This is a genomic window from Ruminococcus sp. 1001713B170207_170306_F1 (genome assembly GCF_015668065.1).
GTDB classification, from domain to species: Bacteria; Bacillota; Clostridia; order Lachnospirales; family Lachnospiraceae; genus Blautia_A; species Blautia_A faecis.
In genome coordinates, this window is sequence record NZ_JADPEX010000031.1 from 40,365 (window position 1) to 58,792 (window position 18,428).

At 40.1% G+C, this 18,428-nt stretch carries 15 protein-coding genes and 1 pseudogene; 15 read left to right on the forward strand and 1 reads right to left on the reverse strand.

All coding sequences use genetic code 11. The annotated features are described in order from the left end of the window. Positions 1-232 precede the first annotated feature (232 nt). From I4V84_RS16600 to I4V84_RS16650, 11 genes and pseudogenes are all read left to right on the forward strand, one after another. Entirely contained in the window at positions 233-898 is a 666-nt protein-coding gene (locus I4V84_RS16600; RefSeq protein ID WP_173771923.1) for a response regulator transcription factor, read from the forward strand. Continuing rightward, positions 895-2,331, forward strand: coding sequence for a HAMP domain-containing sensor histidine kinase (locus I4V84_RS16605; protein ID WP_148463382.1), 1,437 nt, complete (start codon positions 895-897; stop codon positions 2,329-2,331). The genes I4V84_RS16600 and I4V84_RS16605 overlap by 4 nt, the downstream gene beginning before the upstream one ends. A gap of 171 nt (positions 2,332-2,502) precedes the next feature. Then, positions 2,503-4,089 carry a DUF6034 family protein gene (locus tag I4V84_RS16610; RefSeq protein ID WP_195993002.1) on the forward strand — a complete coding sequence of 529 codons (1,587 nt, stop codon included), beginning with the start codon at positions 2,503-2,505 and terminating at the stop codon, positions 4,087-4,089. A gap of 1 nt (position 4,090) precedes the next feature. Further along, positions 4,091-4,981, forward strand: coding sequence for a hypothetical protein (locus I4V84_RS16615; protein ID WP_195993003.1), 891 nt, complete (start codon positions 4,091-4,093; stop codon positions 4,979-4,981). After that, on the forward strand, positions 4,978-5,706 hold the full coding sequence (locus I4V84_RS16620; protein WP_226841014.1) for an ABC transporter permease: 729 nt from the start codon (positions 4,978-4,980) through the stop codon (positions 5,704-5,706). Before I4V84_RS16615 ends, I4V84_RS16620 begins: the two co-directional genes overlap by 4 nt. Before the next feature lie 101 nt (positions 5,707-5,807). Further along, positions 5,808-6,485, forward strand: a pseudogene (locus I4V84_RS16625) (ATP-binding cassette domain-containing protein). A 2-nt stretch (positions 6,486-6,487) separates the two neighbouring features. After that, on the forward strand, positions 6,488-7,891 hold the full coding sequence (locus I4V84_RS16630; RefSeq protein WP_195993004.1) for a hypothetical protein: 1,404 nt from the start codon (positions 6,488-6,490) through the stop codon (positions 7,889-7,891). Positions 7,892-7,926: 35 nt separating this feature from the next. Further along, positions 7,927-8,616: a hypothetical protein gene (locus I4V84_RS16635; protein ID WP_118583515.1), complete on the forward strand. Its 690-nt coding sequence runs from the start codon at positions 7,927-7,929 to the stop codon at positions 8,614-8,616. A gap of 84 nt (positions 8,617-8,700) precedes the next feature. After that, positions 8,701-9,261 carry an NUDIX hydrolase gene (locus I4V84_RS16640; RefSeq protein ID WP_195993005.1) on the forward strand — a complete coding sequence of 187 codons (561 nt, stop codon included), beginning with the start codon at positions 8,701-8,703 and terminating at the stop codon, positions 9,259-9,261. A 262-nt stretch (positions 9,262-9,523) separates the two neighbouring features. Further along, positions 9,524-10,255, forward strand: a complete 732-nt coding sequence (locus tag I4V84_RS16645; protein WP_148463380.1) for a class I SAM-dependent methyltransferase — start codon at positions 9,524-9,526, stop codon at positions 10,253-10,255. A 165-nt stretch (positions 10,256-10,420) separates the two neighbouring features. Beyond that, positions 10,421-11,701: an Ig-like domain-containing protein gene (locus I4V84_RS16650; RefSeq protein WP_195993006.1), complete on the forward strand. Its 1,281-nt coding sequence runs from the start codon at positions 10,421-10,423 to the stop codon at positions 11,699-11,701. Between the two features lie 240 nt (positions 11,702-11,941). Here the strand turns inward: I4V84_RS16650 and I4V84_RS16655 are convergent, their stop codons facing one another. Next, complete coding sequence (locus I4V84_RS16655) at positions 11,942-12,220, reverse strand: hypothetical protein (protein WP_243284136.1); 279 nt, start codon at positions 12,218-12,220, stop codon at positions 11,942-11,944. A gap of 152 nt (positions 12,221-12,372) precedes the next feature. On the opposite strand from I4V84_RS16655, the gene I4V84_RS16660 reads away from it, so the two are divergent. The 4 genes from I4V84_RS16660 (at position 12,373) to I4V84_RS16675 (ending at position 18,069) form a co-directional block, all read left to right on the forward strand. Beyond that, the gene (locus I4V84_RS16660; protein ID WP_148463379.1) at positions 12,373-13,134 is read left to right on the forward strand and encodes a class I SAM-dependent methyltransferase; all 762 of its coding nucleotides are present in this window, start codon (positions 12,373-12,375) and stop codon (positions 13,132-13,134) included. A 763-nt stretch (positions 13,135-13,897) separates the two neighbouring features. Continuing rightward, positions 13,898-15,967: a hybrid sensor histidine kinase/response regulator gene (locus tag I4V84_RS16665; protein WP_195993007.1), complete on the forward strand. Its 2,070-nt coding sequence runs from the start codon at positions 13,898-13,900 to the stop codon at positions 15,965-15,967. A 241-nt stretch (positions 15,968-16,208) separates the two neighbouring features. After that, positions 16,209-16,475, forward strand: a complete 267-nt coding sequence (locus tag I4V84_RS16670; protein ID WP_148463375.1) for a hypothetical protein — start codon at positions 16,209-16,211, stop codon at positions 16,473-16,475. A gap of 262 nt (positions 16,476-16,737) precedes the next feature. Then, complete coding sequence (locus I4V84_RS16675; RefSeq protein WP_195993008.1) at positions 16,738-18,069, forward strand: IS4 family transposase; 1,332 nt, start codon at positions 16,738-16,740, stop codon at positions 18,067-18,069. The last annotated feature ends 359 nt before the right edge of the window (positions 18,070-18,428 follow it).

Here is an 18,428-nt window from a genome sequence, read left to right on the forward strand (position 1 = left end):
ATACTATAATTTTTTAATCGCCCCACCCATCTCAGGTGGGGCGATTGTATAAGGACTGCCTCCATATCTACAAAGCTTTAAAGTCTGCCACATTTCCATCAATAACGCACACAACTTTTCCCTATATCTGCTTTTTACAATATGGTTACATTTATCACTACCAAAACATGTATAATAGAACCAGTACATCAAATAAGGACTATTTTTCAGAGTATACAAGAAAGGACCCGAAATGAAAGCCAGAATACTTGTAATAGAAGATGAACCAGCAATCAATAACTTACTTTGCATGAACCTGGAAGTCACCGGCTACCAGACCGTAAGCTACCTGGACGGCAATGACGCCAGCGAAGGAATTGCCTGGGATCATGAGTTCCAGTGCGCCCTTGTAGATATTATGCTCCCAGGAAAAGATGGATATACCCTTTTACCAGAACTGAATCACTACGGCATTCCCGTCATTTTTCTCACCGCCAGAGCCGACATCGCAAGCAAAGTAAAAGGCCTTAAAGAAGGTGCCGAAGACTATATTGTAAAGCCCTTCGAGATGCTGGAAGTGATGGTCCGCCTGGAGAAAGTACTGGAACGTCATGGAAATTTACAGGAGCAGATACAGATTAACAATATTACCATAGACACCATAAGCCATACCGTTACCAGAAATGGAGAGGAAATTTACCTGAAACCAATGGAATACAACTGCCTTATGATGTTCGTCCGCAATCCCAATAAAGCTCTTACAAGAGAGCAGCTTCTGGCCGGTCTCTGGGGCGTAGAATTCGAAGGAGAAACAAGAACAGTAGATGCACATGTGGGACGTATCCGCAAAAAGCTGGGCTGGCAGGACAGGATCAAAACCATTCCCCGCATTGGATACCGACTGGAGGTGGAATTTTGAAGCTTTTTACAAAAATCTTTTTACAGGTGGCCTGCGTGATCCTGATTTTATCCTCCGCTGTTTTTTTCTATACTTCATATCGCTGGAAGAATCAGAGTATTCAGTATATCAATAACTATGAATATACCAAATTTCAGAATAATCTTTTACAATTTGAGGAGAAATTAAGACTTACAAGCAGTCAGTCCGCTAATTCCGATGAGAAAGTCCGAAACCGAATTCTTATCTACGCTTTCCGACAGATTTTCCATGACAGTGCTGTTCTATATCAGAATGATGAAGAACTTTACAACGGTACCGCCTATGACTTCGATGTTCAGGGAATCCAGGAACAACTGGGAGAAGTGGAATTACACGGAAAATGGTATGACGCGGATACTTATATCTGTGATCCCCTTATCAGCAAAGCCGACGGTAAAACACTGTTGCTTTTTTTTTATTCCTCCACAGAGTCAACTACAAATCTGAATTATCAGATTGTCACTTATAAAGACGTTTCTGATGTTCTGGAGAGTAACAGGATCCTTTTTTATCAGGCGGGTATGTTGACGCTGGTTCTTCTTCTGTTAACCGGAACAATTCTTTTTTTCAGCCTGCGGAAAATTATGGCACCCCTTACAAAATTAAGGGAAGCTGCGGTTTCTGTATCTGAAGGCAACTATGATATACAAGTTCCTGCGGAAGGAGATACGGAACTGGCGCAGGTTGGCAAAAGCTTTAATCAGATGTCCTCCAAGGTTAAAGAACAGATTGAATGCCTTTCCACTGTAAACCATACACAACGACAGTTAATGGGAAGTCTTGCCCATGAGCTGAAAACACCTATGACCTCTATCCTGGGATATGCAGATACCCTTCTCACAGTGCGCCTGCAAAGACAGCAGCAGGAGAGAGCTCTCTCCTATATTTCCAGTGAATGCCGCAGGCTGTCCCGACTTTCGGTAAAAATGCTGGAACTTACCGGATTATATGAAACTGGGGAGGCACGTTTTGCCCCAACAGAAAATTCAGTGAAATCTTTTCTGGAGGATTCCAGACAGCTTAACCTCTGCCGTCTGAAAGAGAAGAATATCTGTCTGGAACTTCAGTGTGAACCTGCTGATCTGAAGAAAAACTTTGACAAAGATCTTATGTTAAGTCTGGTAAACAATTTTATTGACAACGCAGTAAAAGCCTCCGCGGACAATTCCAGACTCATACTGGAAGCGACGGCTGAGAAACTGATGGTCCAGGATTTTGGCAAAGGAATCCCAGCTGAAGATCTTGATAAAGTGACAGAGGCATTTTATATGGTTGACAAATCCCGTTCCCGGGCGAATGGAAGTGTGGGTCTGGGACTTGCACTTTGTAAAAAAATCGCGGATATACATGGATTTCAAATGAAAATTGAAAGTGAAATAGGAAAGGGAACCTGTGTATTCATTGAATGGTAAAGAAATTCTTGCCAGATTACAATTCAGTTACAATTTACGGAAGATTTGGTGTAATTCCAAGTACTATAATCTATATCAGAACATGACCGGTGATTACTATGAGCAATATCAAACACCCGTTCCCCTAAATCTCCGGTTATGTTCAAACATCGAAAGGGAGACTTCAAACAAATGAGAAAGAATATAGAAAGAATGATTGGACTTACTCTCTGCATGGGAATGTTAGCGGGATGTGCACAGACACCAGAATCTTCCCTTGTAAGGCAGAAGGGAAATAAAGCACTGGATTCTTACAAAGAAGCGGATGACAAGGATGTCAATATGGCAGGAAATGCCTCCTCCGCTGATCAGACAACTGCTTCTGAAAGTACTGGTACAAGTGATACTGCTGCCTCCACTGACGTTCACCCGGATAATGCCTCAGCTGCCAGAACCACTATCCGCGACCTGATCAATGCGCCTGAGACTTACAAAAGTCAGGTAACAGACGACACGTCTAAGCTTGTGGTAAATACGGATGCAGCTGTAGAAATACCAGATGTGGAAAAGATATCTGCAATTTCTGTTACACCAGCTGCGGTCACACAGGATCTTCTTGATGGTATCACGGATGCCTTTTTCTCAAATGCGAAGATTTACACTGCAGACAGCTATTATGTACAGACAAAGGATGAGATCAAGAAAAAAATCGACGAATTAAAAGAAGATGTTGCCAACGGTAATCTGGATCCCAATAATTGGGGAACCGATGATAATGGCAATCTCGTATATGATATTTACGATGACATTGATTATTGGGAAAGCCAGTATGAATCTGCACCTGAAACGAGAAATCTGGTAGAAGGAAGACCTGCCGTGGGAGTGCAGACATACAGCAGTACTGGTGAAGTTATGGAGGACAATGCTTTTACCGGTATCGCCCAGTTAGATGACGGCTCCCAATATTCTTATCGTACCTCTTCCTGGGGAGCCTATTCTTTGGAAGTAAGAATCCAGAAGATAGCCCAAAAAGACGGTAAAGAAATTCCTTCTGACGCTGTCTGGTCCGATTATTCCAGCAGCAGTCCATATGAAAAACCTACCGAAAAATCTATTGGAATTTCGTTGGATGACGCGAAGAAATTAGCCCAGGAAAAAGCAGATGCCATGGGCCTTGACGATTTAAACCAATGCGGATGGGATTATGCGATTCAGACGTCCATTGGAACAGATGATAACTCCAGTTATCTCGGAAGTGGTTATGTTATCTACTACAGCCGTACCATAAATGGAACTCCGCTTACCTATACCATGGATGCAGGTGGAGCGCTTGAAGACATGGACAGTACTATGGAAACCTGGGCTTACGAAAACCTTTATTTTTATGTAAATGCAGACGGAATCGACAGCATGACTTATTGCAATCCATACACCATCGGAGAAACTAAAACTGAGAATTTAAGCCTGCTTCCATTCAGCGAGATCATGAATATCTACGAAAAAATGATGATCGTCACCAACGCGGACAACCTTACCTATGAAAATTCCAGGGTATTCAATATTGACCGTATCGTGCTTGGCTATGCCAGAATTTATGAGCCATCCACAGATGCCCATACCGGTCTTCTGGTTCCTGTCTGGGATTTCTTCGGATCCCGCAAGATTGACTCCGAATATGATGGTGAAACCTACTCAGATACGACAGATTGGCCTACCTGGAGCTTTCTTACCATCAATGCAGTAGACGGAAGTATTATAGACCGTAGTCTGGGATACTGATATGAAGCAGACACTTGGAATTGTTCGCTACAATTTCTTCGGCTTTTTCCGTAATCCCAAAGTGATTTTTACCCTCTTTCTGGAATTTGTGCTCAGTTTTCTGCTTACAGGAAGAATCATGGTTGTTATGGATAACTACAATACGCCTGTACAGGCAATTGAACCTTTCCTGTGGACCTTCGGGGATGGAACAGCAGTGCTTCTAAGTTCCATGCTTTTGCTTTTGCTGTTCTCCGACCTGCCGAAAATGACACCAGTCACTCCTTATCAGCTGATCCGTACCACCAAGAAGAAATGGCTCTTAGGCCAGTTTGTCTATATTACATTCGTAACGATTTTATATACATGTTTTATGCTTTTGTTTACTTCTGTGCTGTGCATGAAGGACAGCTATCCAGGCAATCTGTGGAGCGACACAGCAGCAATGCTTGGATACTCTGATCTTGGAAAGAATCTGCAGGTGCCATCTACAGTACGTGTTATAGAAAGCATTTCACCTTACGGCTGTATGCTACAGATATTCCTTTTGCTTTTATGCTATTCCCTGACTTTAAGCTTTGTAATTCTGGTGGGGAATCTCTACAAAGGAAAAACAAAAGGCATGATAGCTGGTCTGTTTTACAGTATCTATGGATTTCTTCTGGATCCCAATGTACTGGCAGCTGTTTTACATAAAGAAAAGTATGAGATGTATCAGATAAACGTACTGATCTGCTGGATCAGTCCCTTAAACCAGGCCGTCTATGGGAAACATAATCTGGGCTATGATCCATTACTCCCAAAGCTCTGGCAATCCTGTGTATTTTTTCTTATTCTGGTAGTAATACTGGTTATTCTGGCGCTTCGCAGAATGAAGAAATATCCGTTTGAATTTCTGGGGGAAAAATCATGAGTGGTGAGATGAAACGTATGCTTACATCCAAAAATTTTCTGGCAGCCTGGCTGATTGCTTGTGCGGCTCTTCTCTTTGGACAAACCTACCCCAGTCTGAAGAAACCTTTGACTTGTGGTGCTTTTATAGACCTTCTGGATAGCGCTATAAAAGGTCAGATTGTATCTTTTATTTTACCCATAGCAGCAGTGCTTACCTGGAGTGATTCTTTCCTGCAGGAGTATAGAAGCGGATTTCTAAAAACTGCTCTCCCCAGAACCAGCCGTAGTCAATATGTGGAAGGAAAGGTTTTTTCTATTCTGATGTCTGGTTTTCTGGTCTGGTTACTGGCAGTCATAACAGTGCTTTTGGTTAATTTTGTTATATTTTATCCTATGGAAGTAAAAGGAAATATTCCAAAAGATCTGCTGACAAAGCTTCTAATGAAAGCTCTCCGCATGAGCATCCTTGGAGGTATCATAAGTACCCTTGGAGGTATCTGCGGAACTCTGTGTCAATCTGCTTATATGGCTTACGGAATTCCTTTTATAAGTTATTATTTCGGAATTATTTTACACCAACGATATTTTAAAGAACAACTCTGGTTTTACCCGCCAGAATGGATTACTCCTTCTGGAAACTGGGGACCATACCAGACTGGTTTATGGTTATTTTTGTTATTATTTCTACTTGTACTGATCCCGGTTCTGGGAAGTGTACTATATGATAAAATTGAAGAAATTTGAGATGTCAGACCGCTTTTCTGAAAATAAAAATATAGTCCTGCCTTTGAGAAATTGAAAGGATCTAAAATTAAAAGGATTTAAATTGGAAAGAAAACGATTATATGAACAGTGTAAATCACAATAAATTATTAAAGTCAATTCCATGTGTACAAATAAGTCATGTTACTAAACGTTTCGGTGAAGACCTTGTTCTAAAAGAAGTAAATCTTGATCTGAATTACGGACAGGTATATGGCATTGTTGGAAATAATGGTTCCGGAAAAACAGTTCTTATGAAATGTATCTGTGGTTTTCTGCCGGCTACAACCGGAACCATCCATGTATCAGGAAAACAGATTGGAAAAGACACCGATTTTCCGGAAAGCCTTGGCGTTATCATCGAGACGCCAGGTTTTCTTACACAATATACAGGAATGAAGAATCTGGAAATTCTGGCAAATATGCAGAGACTGATCTCCAAGGCAGATATCCGCCTTATTCTTCGAAAAGTCGGCCTGGATCCCGATATGAAAAAACCGGTTGGAAAGTATTCGCTTGGAATGCGCCAGCGTCTTGGAATCGCTTAGGCCATTATGGAGGATCCCCGTCTTCTCATTTTGGATGAACCCTTCAACGGACTGGATAAACATGGCGTAGCGGAGATCCGAGAGCTTCTTCTGGAACTGAAAGCTGCCGGTAAGACCATCCTTCTCGCCAGTCATAACGAAGAAGATATCCGTATTCTCTGTGACCATGTATATGAAATGGACGGAGGAATCCTGAAGGAAAGGACAGGCTGAACATGAAAGAAAAACGATTACAAAAAAATTCTGTATTTTCCGTTAAAACAGACTGCATCTTATTGATTACTGCATTAATTGCCAGTATCCTGTTTCTTATATCCCCATTTGCAGTTTCTGCACAGGAGGCTGATGTTGAAAATACAGAAACAGTTTTTGAAGATGAAGCGGAAACTGTACCAGATATGAACCAGGATCCAGATTTTGATTCTGAGCCGGATTCTACCCTGGATTCCAATCCGGACCCGGATCTGGGCGGATTCATATCCGGTGACGATTCTTCCCCCAAAAATAATCCCATTCATGTTATTATTGAAAATGGATCTGGCAATACAGACAGCAGTAATGCAGAGCCTGCCGGTGATGATGCTATGGGTGTCGGAGATACTTCTTATGGAGAGATCTATGCCGGCAGTACAGACGGAGGTAGTTCCTCCGAAGAAAAGGTTCTTCACAAGCCTCAGCTGCTATTGGAAGACAGTAATCTTTCCAGCCAGACACTAAAAGCTGGCAGCATCTGGGAAATGTCCGTAACCTTTCGAAATAAAAGCCGCAGTCAGAACGTATATGGACTAAAAATTTCTCTTTCCACAGAAACAAAAGGAATTGAATTTGATAAAAATTCTTTTTATGTACAGAGGCTGACACCTGGCGAATCCATTACTTTAACGCAGAATTTATCTATCGCAGAAGATACTGAGCCAGGTCAGGTAACAATCCTGTTTTCTCTGGAATATGAAGATTCCAAAGCCTCCAGTGCCAATAGCACAGAAACTCTGACTTTTAACGTGTCACAGCCTGTACGTGCAGAATTAGAAGTGTCTGACATTCCTTCGGTATTTTATACAATGGATACTGTAGAAATTCCTGTGAAAGCATTGAATCTTGGAAGGGATAAAATCTATAATGCCAAAGTGAAATTAGAAGCAGATGGATTATCTCCAAAAGAGACTGCATTTCTGGGAAATGTAGATGAGGGAACTGCATCTGAGGGTACAATAAGAGTATATGTAAAAGAAAGCACCGGAAATAAAAGTTCTAAATCGCAGTCTGTTGCAGAAGCAGGAAGTTTATCTGACAATGTATCAGATATATCAGATGAAAATGATGCTACTTCTCAGAATACATCTATTTCACCAGATCAAATTACAGGAAAACTGATTCTCATCTACGAAGATTCCACAGGTAACTCCTACCAGACAGCTGTCGATTTTTCCTCCGAAATCAAGGAATCCCAAATTCAGTCTCTAAAAGTTGAGGATTCTCAGGAAGAGACTAACAGCTGGTGGTACTCCATTTTTGCAATTCTGGCGGTTCTGTTTATCATCATCGTTCTGTTTCTCATGTCCAGATTACATAAAAAATCTGTCCTTCTGGAAGAAGCAAGAAAGGCGGCATCCCGTTGAGAAAGAAAAAAATAAACGGTTTCACCTGCTTTCTGATGATTCTCATTTCACTGACTCTTTTCTTTTTTCTCAGGCTTACCTATGAAATACAGAAAGAGAAGCAGCAGTATACAATCTTAATTTCCCTTGGAAATCTCAGTTACGACCAGAATTTCCTGAAAAAAGCTTCGAAAATAAATGGGCTTCAGGAAATCTGGCCAGTTGTGGAAATTCCAGTAACCATAAAAATAGAAGACTATACAAAAACTACTGTATTTTGTGGAATTGATCTGAATGCTTTTACGGAAATTTCCGGGCAAGACAATTTAGGAAACACTCCACGCTTACTCCTGGGGAGCAATTCTCTGGAAAATATGAAAGACTCCAATGGACATGCCATTTCAAAGAAACAGCAGAATAAATATCTGAAGATGGGAGAACAGCTTGCCATTACATATACGTTAGACAGTATCGATTCAAATAAAAATTCTACTGAATACAGCAGTTCCGTTTCCAGCAGTAGTTTCACGGCTATGGACAATCCCGGGAATAATATTTCACCAGTGTCCTGTCTTCCCTGTAAAGTTGCTGCAATACTCCCCGGAGAAGATAATCAGATCTATATCCCGCTCTCCCAGGCAAGAATTCTGTGCAGCGAATCTGGCACTGCGCTGACTGTAACAAAGGTGTTGCTAAAGATAAAGGGAAAGACCAATCTTGAAAACGCTAAACAGCATTTTGAATAACAAAGATACTTCCTTTTCAGGTGTAAATAAATATCTGCTTATGTTATACTATTGTACAAGACCAATAAAAAGGAGCACTCTATAATGAACAGACAGGAACTACTTAACCAAATTGAGTATTATACCCCGTTCAATGAACAAGAAGAGACGGATAAGCAGCTTATTCTGAACTGGATCAGAAATAATACCAATGCTTTTTCCAGAGAAAACACGGTAGCACATATGACTGCTTCTGCCTGGGTGGTAAATCAGGATAAAAGCAAAATTCTCATGGTCTATCACAATATTTATAATTCCTGGTCCTGGCTGGGAGGGCATGCGGACGGAGAAACGGATTTACTTGCAGTTGCCCTTCGGGAAGTGAAAGAGGAAGCGGGGATTTCCCATGTCTGTCCTGTATCTGAGGAGATTTTTTCTTTGGAATCCCTTACAGTAGATGGACATGTGAAAAAGGGCAAATATGTGTCCAGCCATTTACATCTGAATGTAACATATCTGCTGGAAGCAGATTTTGAGGAAGCTGTCTCCATAAAAGCCGACGAGAACAGCGGTGTCGCCTGGTTTTCCCCTGAAGAAGCGCTGAAGAAATCTACAGAACCATGGTTTGTAGAACATGTGTACTCCAAGCTGATTGAGAAAATGTAATGAAAGAAGCCAACAATTATAATACTTATATTATGATACCAGTGTCAAAAGGTCAAAAAGCTGTTCGTGCTTGCACGATAAGGCTTTTGAACTTGGGACACGCCAAATATGAGAAAGTAGCGATTTACGCAGTAAATCAGCGGATTTCGAATATTTGGAGGATTGCGGGAGCAGCGTAGCTGCGTAGCAATCCGGGTATCAAATGAGTGTCAAAAGACCTTTTGACACTCATATCATATTATACAAAGAAAGAGAAGAGAATATGAGTGAGAAAATTGTAGTTTGCCTTGAAAAAGGTGGCGCAAGAGATATGGCTGAAGCTTTTTCCAGGCGCACAAATACCCCAATCTCTGAAAAGCCGGGAGAGCACCTGACGGTGCTTTTTAATTCCAAAGGTGTTTCTTTAACCGGATATGGTCTGGCTTATCAGGGAGATTTCGAAAATATGCTTCACCGGGTGACCAACGGAAGATTACAGCATGAAATGCTGGTACGGGCTTCCAAATCAGAAAAGCCAGGGCGCAAGGCAATAGATGCCACAGCAGGTATGGGAGAGGATGGATTTCTTCTGGCAGCCCAGGGGTATGAGGTAACTCTGTATGAGCAGAATCCAGTGATTGCTGTTCTTTTAAAGGATGCCCTGCGCCGGGCAAAGAAGCATCCCGTATTGAAAGAGATCGCTGCCCGCATGAAGCTGACAGAAGGCAACAGCGTGGAATTAATGCCCGCACTCCTGGATCCTGTAGACGTCATATACCTGGATCCCATGTTCCCCGCAAGACAAAAGTCCAGCCTGATCAACAAAAAACTGCAGCTCATCCAGAAGCTGGAGCCCCCATGCTCCCAAGAGACCGACCTTTTCGACGCCGCTATCAGCGCAGACCCGGATAAGATCATTGTAAAACGACCGCTGAAAAGTGATTTTCTGGCAGGAAGGAAGCCTTCTTATACGTTAAGCGGAAAAGCGATTCGATATGATTGTTATACGTTGTAGAGGAAATAAATTAGCAGAGCAGGCAGATGAATAAATGATATATGCATAGCAGCATTTTTATAATCCTTTTCGATTACTGTCAGAAGTGCTAGTGCAAATCAGAAGCAACTATGTATAATAAGAATAAAAAGGACAGTATTGCTTATAAGAAAGGAGAAAATGCTTATGAGAAATGGTAAAAAATCATTAAAAAAAGCCAGCGTACTGCTTACTACCTTCTTACTTGTAGTAATGTGTCTGGCAGTGGATACCACATCTGTAAATGCCGCGAAGATCAAACTGAACAAAACAAAGCTTACCTTGACCCAGGGCAAGAAATACCGTTTAAAGGTAAAAGGCACAAAAAAGAAAGTGAAATGGTCCTCCACAAAGAAATCAGTGGCAACTGTCAATAAAAAGGGTGTCGTTACAGCAAAGAAAAAAGGAACTGCATATATTAAAGCTAAAGTTGGCAAAAAAACATACAAGTGTAAGGTTACTGTTAAGAGTAAAAAAGCACCTGCAAAGCCAGCACCTACAACACCTTCTGCTCCGGTAAATCCGCCGGCAGAGCCTACAGCAACACCTACCACAGCTCCAGCAAAAACACCAGTACTAAGTGCAACATCTTTAAGCATGCGTAAAGGTGAATATTATCAGCTTAGCGTACAGGATCCTAAGCATCTGCCCGTATGGACCAGTTCAAACAAGAATATTGCAGAGGTAGACAGTCAGGGAAAGGTACATGCAATTAATGTTGGAACAACAGAAATCAAAGTAGATGCAGGGATTGTTCTTACATGCACAGTTACAGTTACCATGGAAACAAAGCCTCAGACTGAACCAGTTCTTTCGAAAGCAGTTATAAAAGGGCAGCGGTCAGTCAAGAATGAAGCTGGCGAATCTGTAGTGATTGAGATTCCTCTGAATACTTATACCTATACTTTCAGCACAATTCCAACAAACGTGGAAGAATTGAAGCAGTATAACATCAGCGGTGATGATGGAAGATATAAGGTGCTCGCTCTTTATGTCATGTCACTTCGGACCTGGAAACCGGAAAATCAGACAGATTGCGAAGAAATGATCGGATATTTATGCAATAAGCAGTTATCTGTTTATGAGAAGCAGAGATTAGCAGAGCAAATGAAAAAGAGTAAACAGTATCTCTATCTTGGAAATGCATTCTTAAATGGTGCAACTCCGGCGAATGACTACACACCTTCACAGCCTTATTCAATTACATTAACTCAGGATTCTGTAGTAGATGAAGATCAGATATACATTCCGGCAAATCCTTCCATACCATCTCCTGATCAGTATAGAGCCTTTATCTATTGCAAGGCTTCTGACAGTGGTAAATGGATCGATGTTTATAAATCATCTAAGGACGGAAACTGGTATATGTATAAATGGATGGATCTGATCACTTCAATAAAAGCCCCGGCTTCAAGTAATCCATTCTAAATATGTCTTCAGGTGATTCATTCTAATTACAAGAGAGCAGACATCAAAGACCTCGGTTTTTGGTGTCTGCCCTTAATGTATTTTATAAAAATTATATCTGTAACCGCTGGGGGTGACAGTATACTAAGAGAAATCTTTTTGGACACTTTGACAGCAGCTTCCCAAACTACTGCCACGGACTCCCCAAAAACAACTTGTGACGATCATCAGCAGTTGCTTATAGAACTGAAACATAATGAACTAAATTCTACTAAAAATCATTCTTTCCGTATTATCTAGCCAGAACGGCTCTCCTGTAGGGCAATGAGTTTCATACCAGTTAAAACCGCCTTTTTCACTTCCAATCTTTCCGATTAATGATGTCTGCCCAAGTGAAAATAGATATTCTACATTTTTAGGCTCTTGATACCATAATAGCAATCTAATTCCTACCATGCTAAAATACCCTCCATTTCCACTCCAGCCGTATTGAACATGACCATTAGCAAGCAGTCTTGCAATAATACTTGCATCACCCATTTTATATTCCTCCGTTCAGTATTTTATTGGACATAAACTGTGCTTTAACATATTCTTTTTAAATATAATATATTTTATATTGTATATTAAGTCATTTATCCCGTTTTTATGGTATTATAAGAAAACAAAGAACAGGATAGGAGGCGTTTGAAATGAATCATAATGATATAGTCAGACAGTCATTCAAAAAACAGGCTGAAAAATTTGTAGCATATCATATGTCAAAAGTGGAATATACAGACTATCTGATTCAGAAAATCGCAGCAACAGGAGAAGAACATGCATTAGAAGTAGCTGCCGGGACCTGTATTTGTGGCAGGGCTCTGGCTCCTTATGTAAAGGATATTACCTGTCTGGATATGACGGAAGAAATGCTGGCACAGGGAATCAGACTTGCCGAAGAAAGTCATATAGAAAATATTTACTTTCAAAGTGGTAATGCCGAAAAACTTCCATACGAACCCGAAACCTTTGACCTGGTGATCACAAGGCTTTCTTTCCATCATTTTGACAATCCTGAGAAACCTTTTGAAGAGATGAAACGTGTCTTGAAAAAAGGGGGAAAGATGGTGGTCTGGGATATGGAAGCTGCCGAGGAGCCTTTACGAGAAATTGATGATAAGATTGAAAATATGCGTGATCCTTCTCATACCAGAATCCTCAGCAGGGAAGAATTTGAAGAAATGTTCAAGAAAGATTTTGCACTGCAATGCGAAGAAACTACTCTGGTGCCGGTGAATCTAAAAAGTTGGATGGAACTGACTGATACTTCGGAAGATGTGCAAGAAGAGATAACAAATTTGATGAAAGCTGAATTGGAAGGCGGTAGAAAAACCGGTTTTTCACCATATAATAAAGATTCACAAATCATGTTTGATCATAGATGGCTATTACTAATTGGTGTAAAAAAATAATGGTAATAAAAATAAGCAGGAAACTCCTTTGAAGAGTTCCTGCTTTTCTTGAAATGTCCTAATATTTAGATAGGATTCGGGGGCATATTTATAAATGTAATTACAGCTCTAAAGAATCTTCTGCATCTATTCGGGTTTTGTTACACCAGACATCTGTACAAAATAAAGAAATCTCTGTGCAGATAAAAGCGACGTTGGAAAATAATAGTCAGATGTATAAACTGAAATTGCATACGCTGTGGTCACCTATGAAGAAAGACGTATGCATAGGAATTATCGGGTATTTTGACATTATAAAATAGAAAAATACAACAAATGTAGGATATGATGGAATTGCCGTTCATGTGTATATCTGGATGGAAGGAACAGACGCTGATTGCGTCAACGGAAAATCTGTTGAAGATGATTCGTCTACTTATGATGTGACAGTAAAACTTGCCGGAGTTGCAAGCGGAAATTAAATGTTCTTTTGAAAGGTCATGGCACGAACCATGGCTTTTCTTTTACCCCAACATCCCCATATTGGCAACTATCCCCACTCACCCCACTCTTTTTCAGTACATTTACTGAATTGCTATTTTCCCGACTTCCCGGCTTGCCATATAGCTGAGAAATTTATGAAATGTTCCTGTTTTTTAAATCCTGCAAATACTACTGATGAGCGTGTAAATTTTCATTCTACAATGTAAAAACTCTTTGTTGACGGATATATTTGGATAAGGATATAATCTGTATCAGAGAATTTACAGGGAGATAAACAAGTATGAGTCAGGATATGATTAATAACCGTTTTTTGGAAGAGTCGGTATTTGCTATTGCCGATGGATACTGCGTGATCAATCTCACAAAGAATATTGTACGTGGTTCCATGTATCAGGTAGTTAATGGAAAAAAATATAATCTGAATGAACAATTAGGTTTGCCGGAAAATTCAAGCTTACAGAGTCTGGTGGATGCATGGGCATTGACCATACCTGAAGAAGGTCTTCAAGATTTTCTGCACGAGTTTGACAGAGAACGACTGTTAAAGCGTTTTGAAAATGGTGAACGGCATATATCATTCCGATATTGGACCAGGACTGCTACTTTTGAGCCCATGCTTGCAGAAGATCACATGGCCCTGTACCGGGAAGAAGAAACCGGAGATATCATTGCAGTCAATTATGTTCTTGACCGTACAGAACATTATCGCTTAGAGGAAAAAGAGAGGGCACTGGAAAAATCAAACAGAGAGTATGCGAAGCTTCTGGAAGAAGAGAAAAAGCATACGGCTATGATCGAGGAATTAACGAAGAAACTGCAAAGTCAGCTGGAGTTATTTACCGTATCCATCCCTGGCGGTGTCAAAATCAGTAATGATGACCCGGAATATTCTTTTAAATATGTTTCAGAACAATTTGCAAATATGCTCGGTTACGCAACACCGAAGGAACTGATGGACGCTTCTGGCGGTAATATTATCGGTCTTGCTCATCCAGATGACGTAAAGGTCGGACTTGCAGATGCATTAAATCAATATACGCATTCCGATCATTATGCTACTATTTACCGGATACGCTGTAAGGACGGCACATACAAATACATCGAAGATCGTGGACAGAAAGTAATAAAGGAAGACGGAACCATTGAACATTGGAATCTCATGCTGGATAAAAATGACTTCATGCACAAATCAATTGCATTGGAAAGTGAAAAGAAAGCAAATAAAAGCAAGTCTGATTTTCTCTCCAGGATGTCTCATGATATGAGAACCCCACTGAATGGCATTATCGGATTGCTGAAGATTGCTGAGAAGCATTTTGATGACAGTGAATTGGTTCTGGAAAATTTCGGAAAAATGCAGGTAGCCGCAGATTATCTATTGTCACTTATTAATGATATTCTTCAGATGAGCAAAATCGAAGATGGAAATGTACCGCTAACGCAGGAAATCATCAACTTTGATGAATTAAGTCAGGATGTTCTGACTATCATAGAACAGCGGGCAAAAGACAGAGGAATTCAACTGCAGTTCCGTTCAAAAAAAGAAGGGCTTCGATATCCTTTTATTTATGGAAGTCCGGTGCATATGAGACAGATTTTTCTTAATATTTATGGAAACTGTATTAAGTATAACCGGATTGGCGGCAAGATAATAACGGTGTTGGATTATACAGAAGTAGTGGATGGAATTACGACATATGAATGGACGATCACAGATACAGGCATTGGCATGAGTAAGGAATATCTGAAGCATATATTTGAGCCGTTTTCGCAGGAAAGGAATGATTCTGGAAGTACACAACAGGGAATTGGACTGGGAATGTCGATTGTAAAAGGCCTGATTGAAAAAATGGGCGGAACAATTAAAATAAAAAGCGAAGAAGGAATCGGATCAACTTTTATTATCAGAATTCCGTTTAAACTTGCTTCCGCACCAGATACAGTAAAGAAAACAGCAGCACAGATGGATATTAGTGGATTAAACTTATTGCTGGTGGAGGATAATGAACTGAACGCAGAAATTGCGAAAACTCTGTTGTCTGATGAAGGTGCAAATCTGACAGTTGCAGAAGATGGACTGCAGGCGGTCAGGATGTTTCAGGAGAAACCGGAAGGTTATTTTGACGCAATTCTGATGGATATCATGATGCCTGTAATGGATGGGCTTACTGCGACAAAAACAATCCGGTCACTGAAACATCCTGATGCTGAGACAATTCCAATCATTGCCATGACAGCAAATGCTTTTCAGGAGGACGCTGAAAAATGTATTGCTGCTGGAATGAATGCACATCTGGCAAAACCTTTGGATATTGAGAAAGTAAAGATGACCATTTATAAATATATATAAGAAAAGTCAGCAAGGAGGTATTGACGCATGTTTAGAGAAATATATAATTTGCACAGCACTCTTATTGCGTCCAATGATAACATCTCCATGCCTGTTGATAAGATAATGATATGAGCAAAAACGTCTTTTCATCTGTTTGAGGAAAGACGTTTTTTATATGAAAATGTTTTGGAAGAGGAGTGACCGAAAATGAGTTTATTATGGATGGAATATGAAACAGAGTTTGAACACTTGGTAGAGAATGGTGATCACGCACAATATCATCCAGATGATGGGCGGAACCATTCAGGTAGAGAGCAAACTGGGAGAAGGAAGCCATTTTGAGGTGATTCTTCCGATAGAACTAGATAAAACAGCGGATCGAAGTATCAGATCCCGGATGGAAGTTATAGATACCGTATCTATGATTGGACCTTATATGAATGAAGTCCTTCCGCCGACACCGCCAAAGCGAAAACAGCAGCCTATAGATATTCCAGATTTATACACTTTTTTCTTTACACAATAATATCCTTGAATTTATATTCATGAGTAGGTATAATAAAATATAGTATGTCAAATTTTAGCTGTTAAATGATGGCTTGTGTCAAATAATAGTTAATAATTACAAAGTAGTATAATATTCACTTTTTTATCCCATAAAAAATACTGCAATATCAGCTAAGTTAGCAACCACCAGTTCAACTCAACATCATAAACTTAAGAAAAAAATGGAAAGGAATCTGTTCGCAGGTTCCTTTCATTGTGTTAAAATATAGGCAGGGGTGTATATGATTAAATCTTATAAAACAAGATTTCAAAAGTTTTCTGCATTATTATCTGATCCGGAAATTGCAAAATATGCGAGACAGAATGGAAACCATGCTTTTTCGAGAAAGCGAAAAATGCCCCTAAAAGACATGTTGCTATGCTGTCTTTCAAAAAAGGGGCTTACCACGACATTTGAACTTAGAAACTATTTCAAAGAAAAAGGAGACTTGTCTATGCAGTTATCTGTCCAGGGATATCTACAACAGAGAAAACGTCTAAATCCGGAAATTTTTCCCTATCTGAACCGTAAATATCTTATGGATTTTTATCGTTCTGACGAACCCAGACTGTGGAAAGGATATTTGTTAATCGCGATTGACGGGAGCAAGGCGGAAGTTCCAAACTCAAAGGATAACAGGGAAGCATTTGGAAACAGCGGCAACCAGCATTCCGGGAAAGGGCAGGTACGGGCACTGGTAAGCGGAATGTATGATGTTTTGAATCATTTTTACCTGGATATTGAAATTGAACATATTTGCATCAGTGAAAACGAACTGGCAAAAAGAAACTTAAAACAATTAAAAAAATTTGGAATCAGGAAGCCGGTTGTCGCAGTTTTTGACCGCGGTTATCCTTCCTTAGAGTTTATTGACTTTCTGGAAACGGAAGGGATTCATTATCTGATCCGTCTTTCATCCAACGATTATATGGCAGAACGTAAACGGATGCAGTCGGCAGATGAAAAAGTCATTTTAAAACATTCATTTGCACGCCTACAAAAAATACGAAAAAAACATCCGGAACGATATGAACAGATGCAAAAGAAAGGGAGCACGCTGGTAAGAATATCAAAATCGACTCTTCCCTCCGGGAATGAACTTGCGCTGATGACAGATCTTCCGGATACAATTACCGCAGAAGAATTAGCGGATTTATATTACCAAAGATGGGAAATTGAGAAGAAATACAATACTCTAAAAAACAAAATGAAATTTGAAAGTGTAACAGGGAAAGCCACAGTATATGTGCACCAGGATTTTTGGGCGCAGGTTTTAGTATATAACATGGTTCAGGACATTCGGAACAGTGCGGACGAAGAGGCCGCAGCAGCAGGACGGGAAAACAGGAATAAATATCCCATGCATACCAATGAAAATGTAGCCATCGGTCTTTTCAAAGAGACTATGCTAAAAATCCTTTTGGAACCGGAGGAAAAGAAGCGGATCAAAAAACTTGGAGAACTACAGGAAGAAATGGAGCGCTATGTACTTCCCATAAGGGAACTACCTGGAAAAGAGCGTAGAAAAAACATCTCAAATAAATATAAAAGCAATCAAAAGAGTAGCTTTTAAAATGCCCATTCTCCGTTTAAAGGGAGATTATGGGCATTTTAAGTTGTTAAAGTATACAGAAGGAGCTCTGTGAAGATTTCTCTTCGTTTTAATCTGCCCTTTTGAAATGAGTTTTTAGCAGGATAATATAAATGTGTAATATCTAATCTTAAGTTTATGATGTTGAGTTCAACTGGTGGTTGCTAACTGATACGGGAAGAAAATATTATTTTTATACCCTTTAGGAATAGAAATAAACCTAAAGGGTATTTTCCTCTTAAGCGACATACAAGGGAGGGTTTTGTAGTTTCTATCTTAAGAGGGAAGCTTCCTGGTTGCAGTAAATACATCTATATTTTCCACTGGAGGACAATTTGAAG

Coding starts and splice junctions, on each gene's coding strand:
- I4V84_RS16600 (WP_173771923.1), top strand. CDS start 233: ATGAAAGCCAGAATACTTGTAATAGAAGATGAACCAGCAATCAATAAC.
- I4V84_RS16610 (WP_195993002.1), top strand. CDS start 2,503: ATGAGAAAGAATATAGAAAGAATGATTGGACTTACTCTCTGCATGGGA.
- I4V84_RS16615 (WP_195993003.1), top strand. CDS start 4,091: ATGAAGCAGACACTTGGAATTGTTCGCTACAATTTCTTCGGCTTTTTC.
- I4V84_RS16620 (WP_226841014.1), top strand. CDS start 4,978: ATGAGTGGTGAGATGAAACGTATGCTTACATCCAAAAATTTTCTGGCA.
- I4V84_RS16630 (WP_195993004.1), top strand. CDS start 6,488: ATGAAAGAAAAACGATTACAAAAAAATTCTGTATTTTCCGTTAAAACA.
- I4V84_RS16635 (WP_118583515.1), top strand. CDS start 7,927: ATGATTCTCATTTCACTGACTCTTTTCTTTTTTCTCAGGCTTACCTAT.
- I4V84_RS16640 (WP_195993005.1), top strand. CDS start 8,701: ATGAACAGACAGGAACTACTTAACCAAATTGAGTATTATACCCCGTTC.
- I4V84_RS16645 (WP_148463380.1), top strand. CDS start 9,524: ATGAGTGAGAAAATTGTAGTTTGCCTTGAAAAAGGTGGCGCAAGAGAT.
- I4V84_RS16650 (WP_195993006.1), top strand. CDS start 10,421: ATGAGAAATGGTAAAAAATCATTAAAAAAAGCCAGCGTACTGCTTACT.
- I4V84_RS16655 (WP_243284136.1), bottom strand. CDS start 12,220: ATGGGTGATGCAAGTATTATTGCAAGACTGCTTGCTAATGGTCATGTT.
- I4V84_RS16660 (WP_148463379.1), top strand. CDS start 12,373: ATGAATCATAATGATATAGTCAGACAGTCATTCAAAAAACAGGCTGAA.
- I4V84_RS16665 (WP_195993007.1), top strand. CDS start 13,898: ATGAGTCAGGATATGATTAATAACCGTTTTTTGGAAGAGTCGGTATTT.
- I4V84_RS16670 (WP_148463375.1), top strand. CDS start 16,209: ATGGTGATCACGCACAATATCATCCAGATGATGGGCGGAACCATTCAG.
- I4V84_RS16675 (WP_195993008.1), top strand. CDS start 16,738: ATGATTAAATCTTATAAAACAAGATTTCAAAAGTTTTCTGCATTATTA.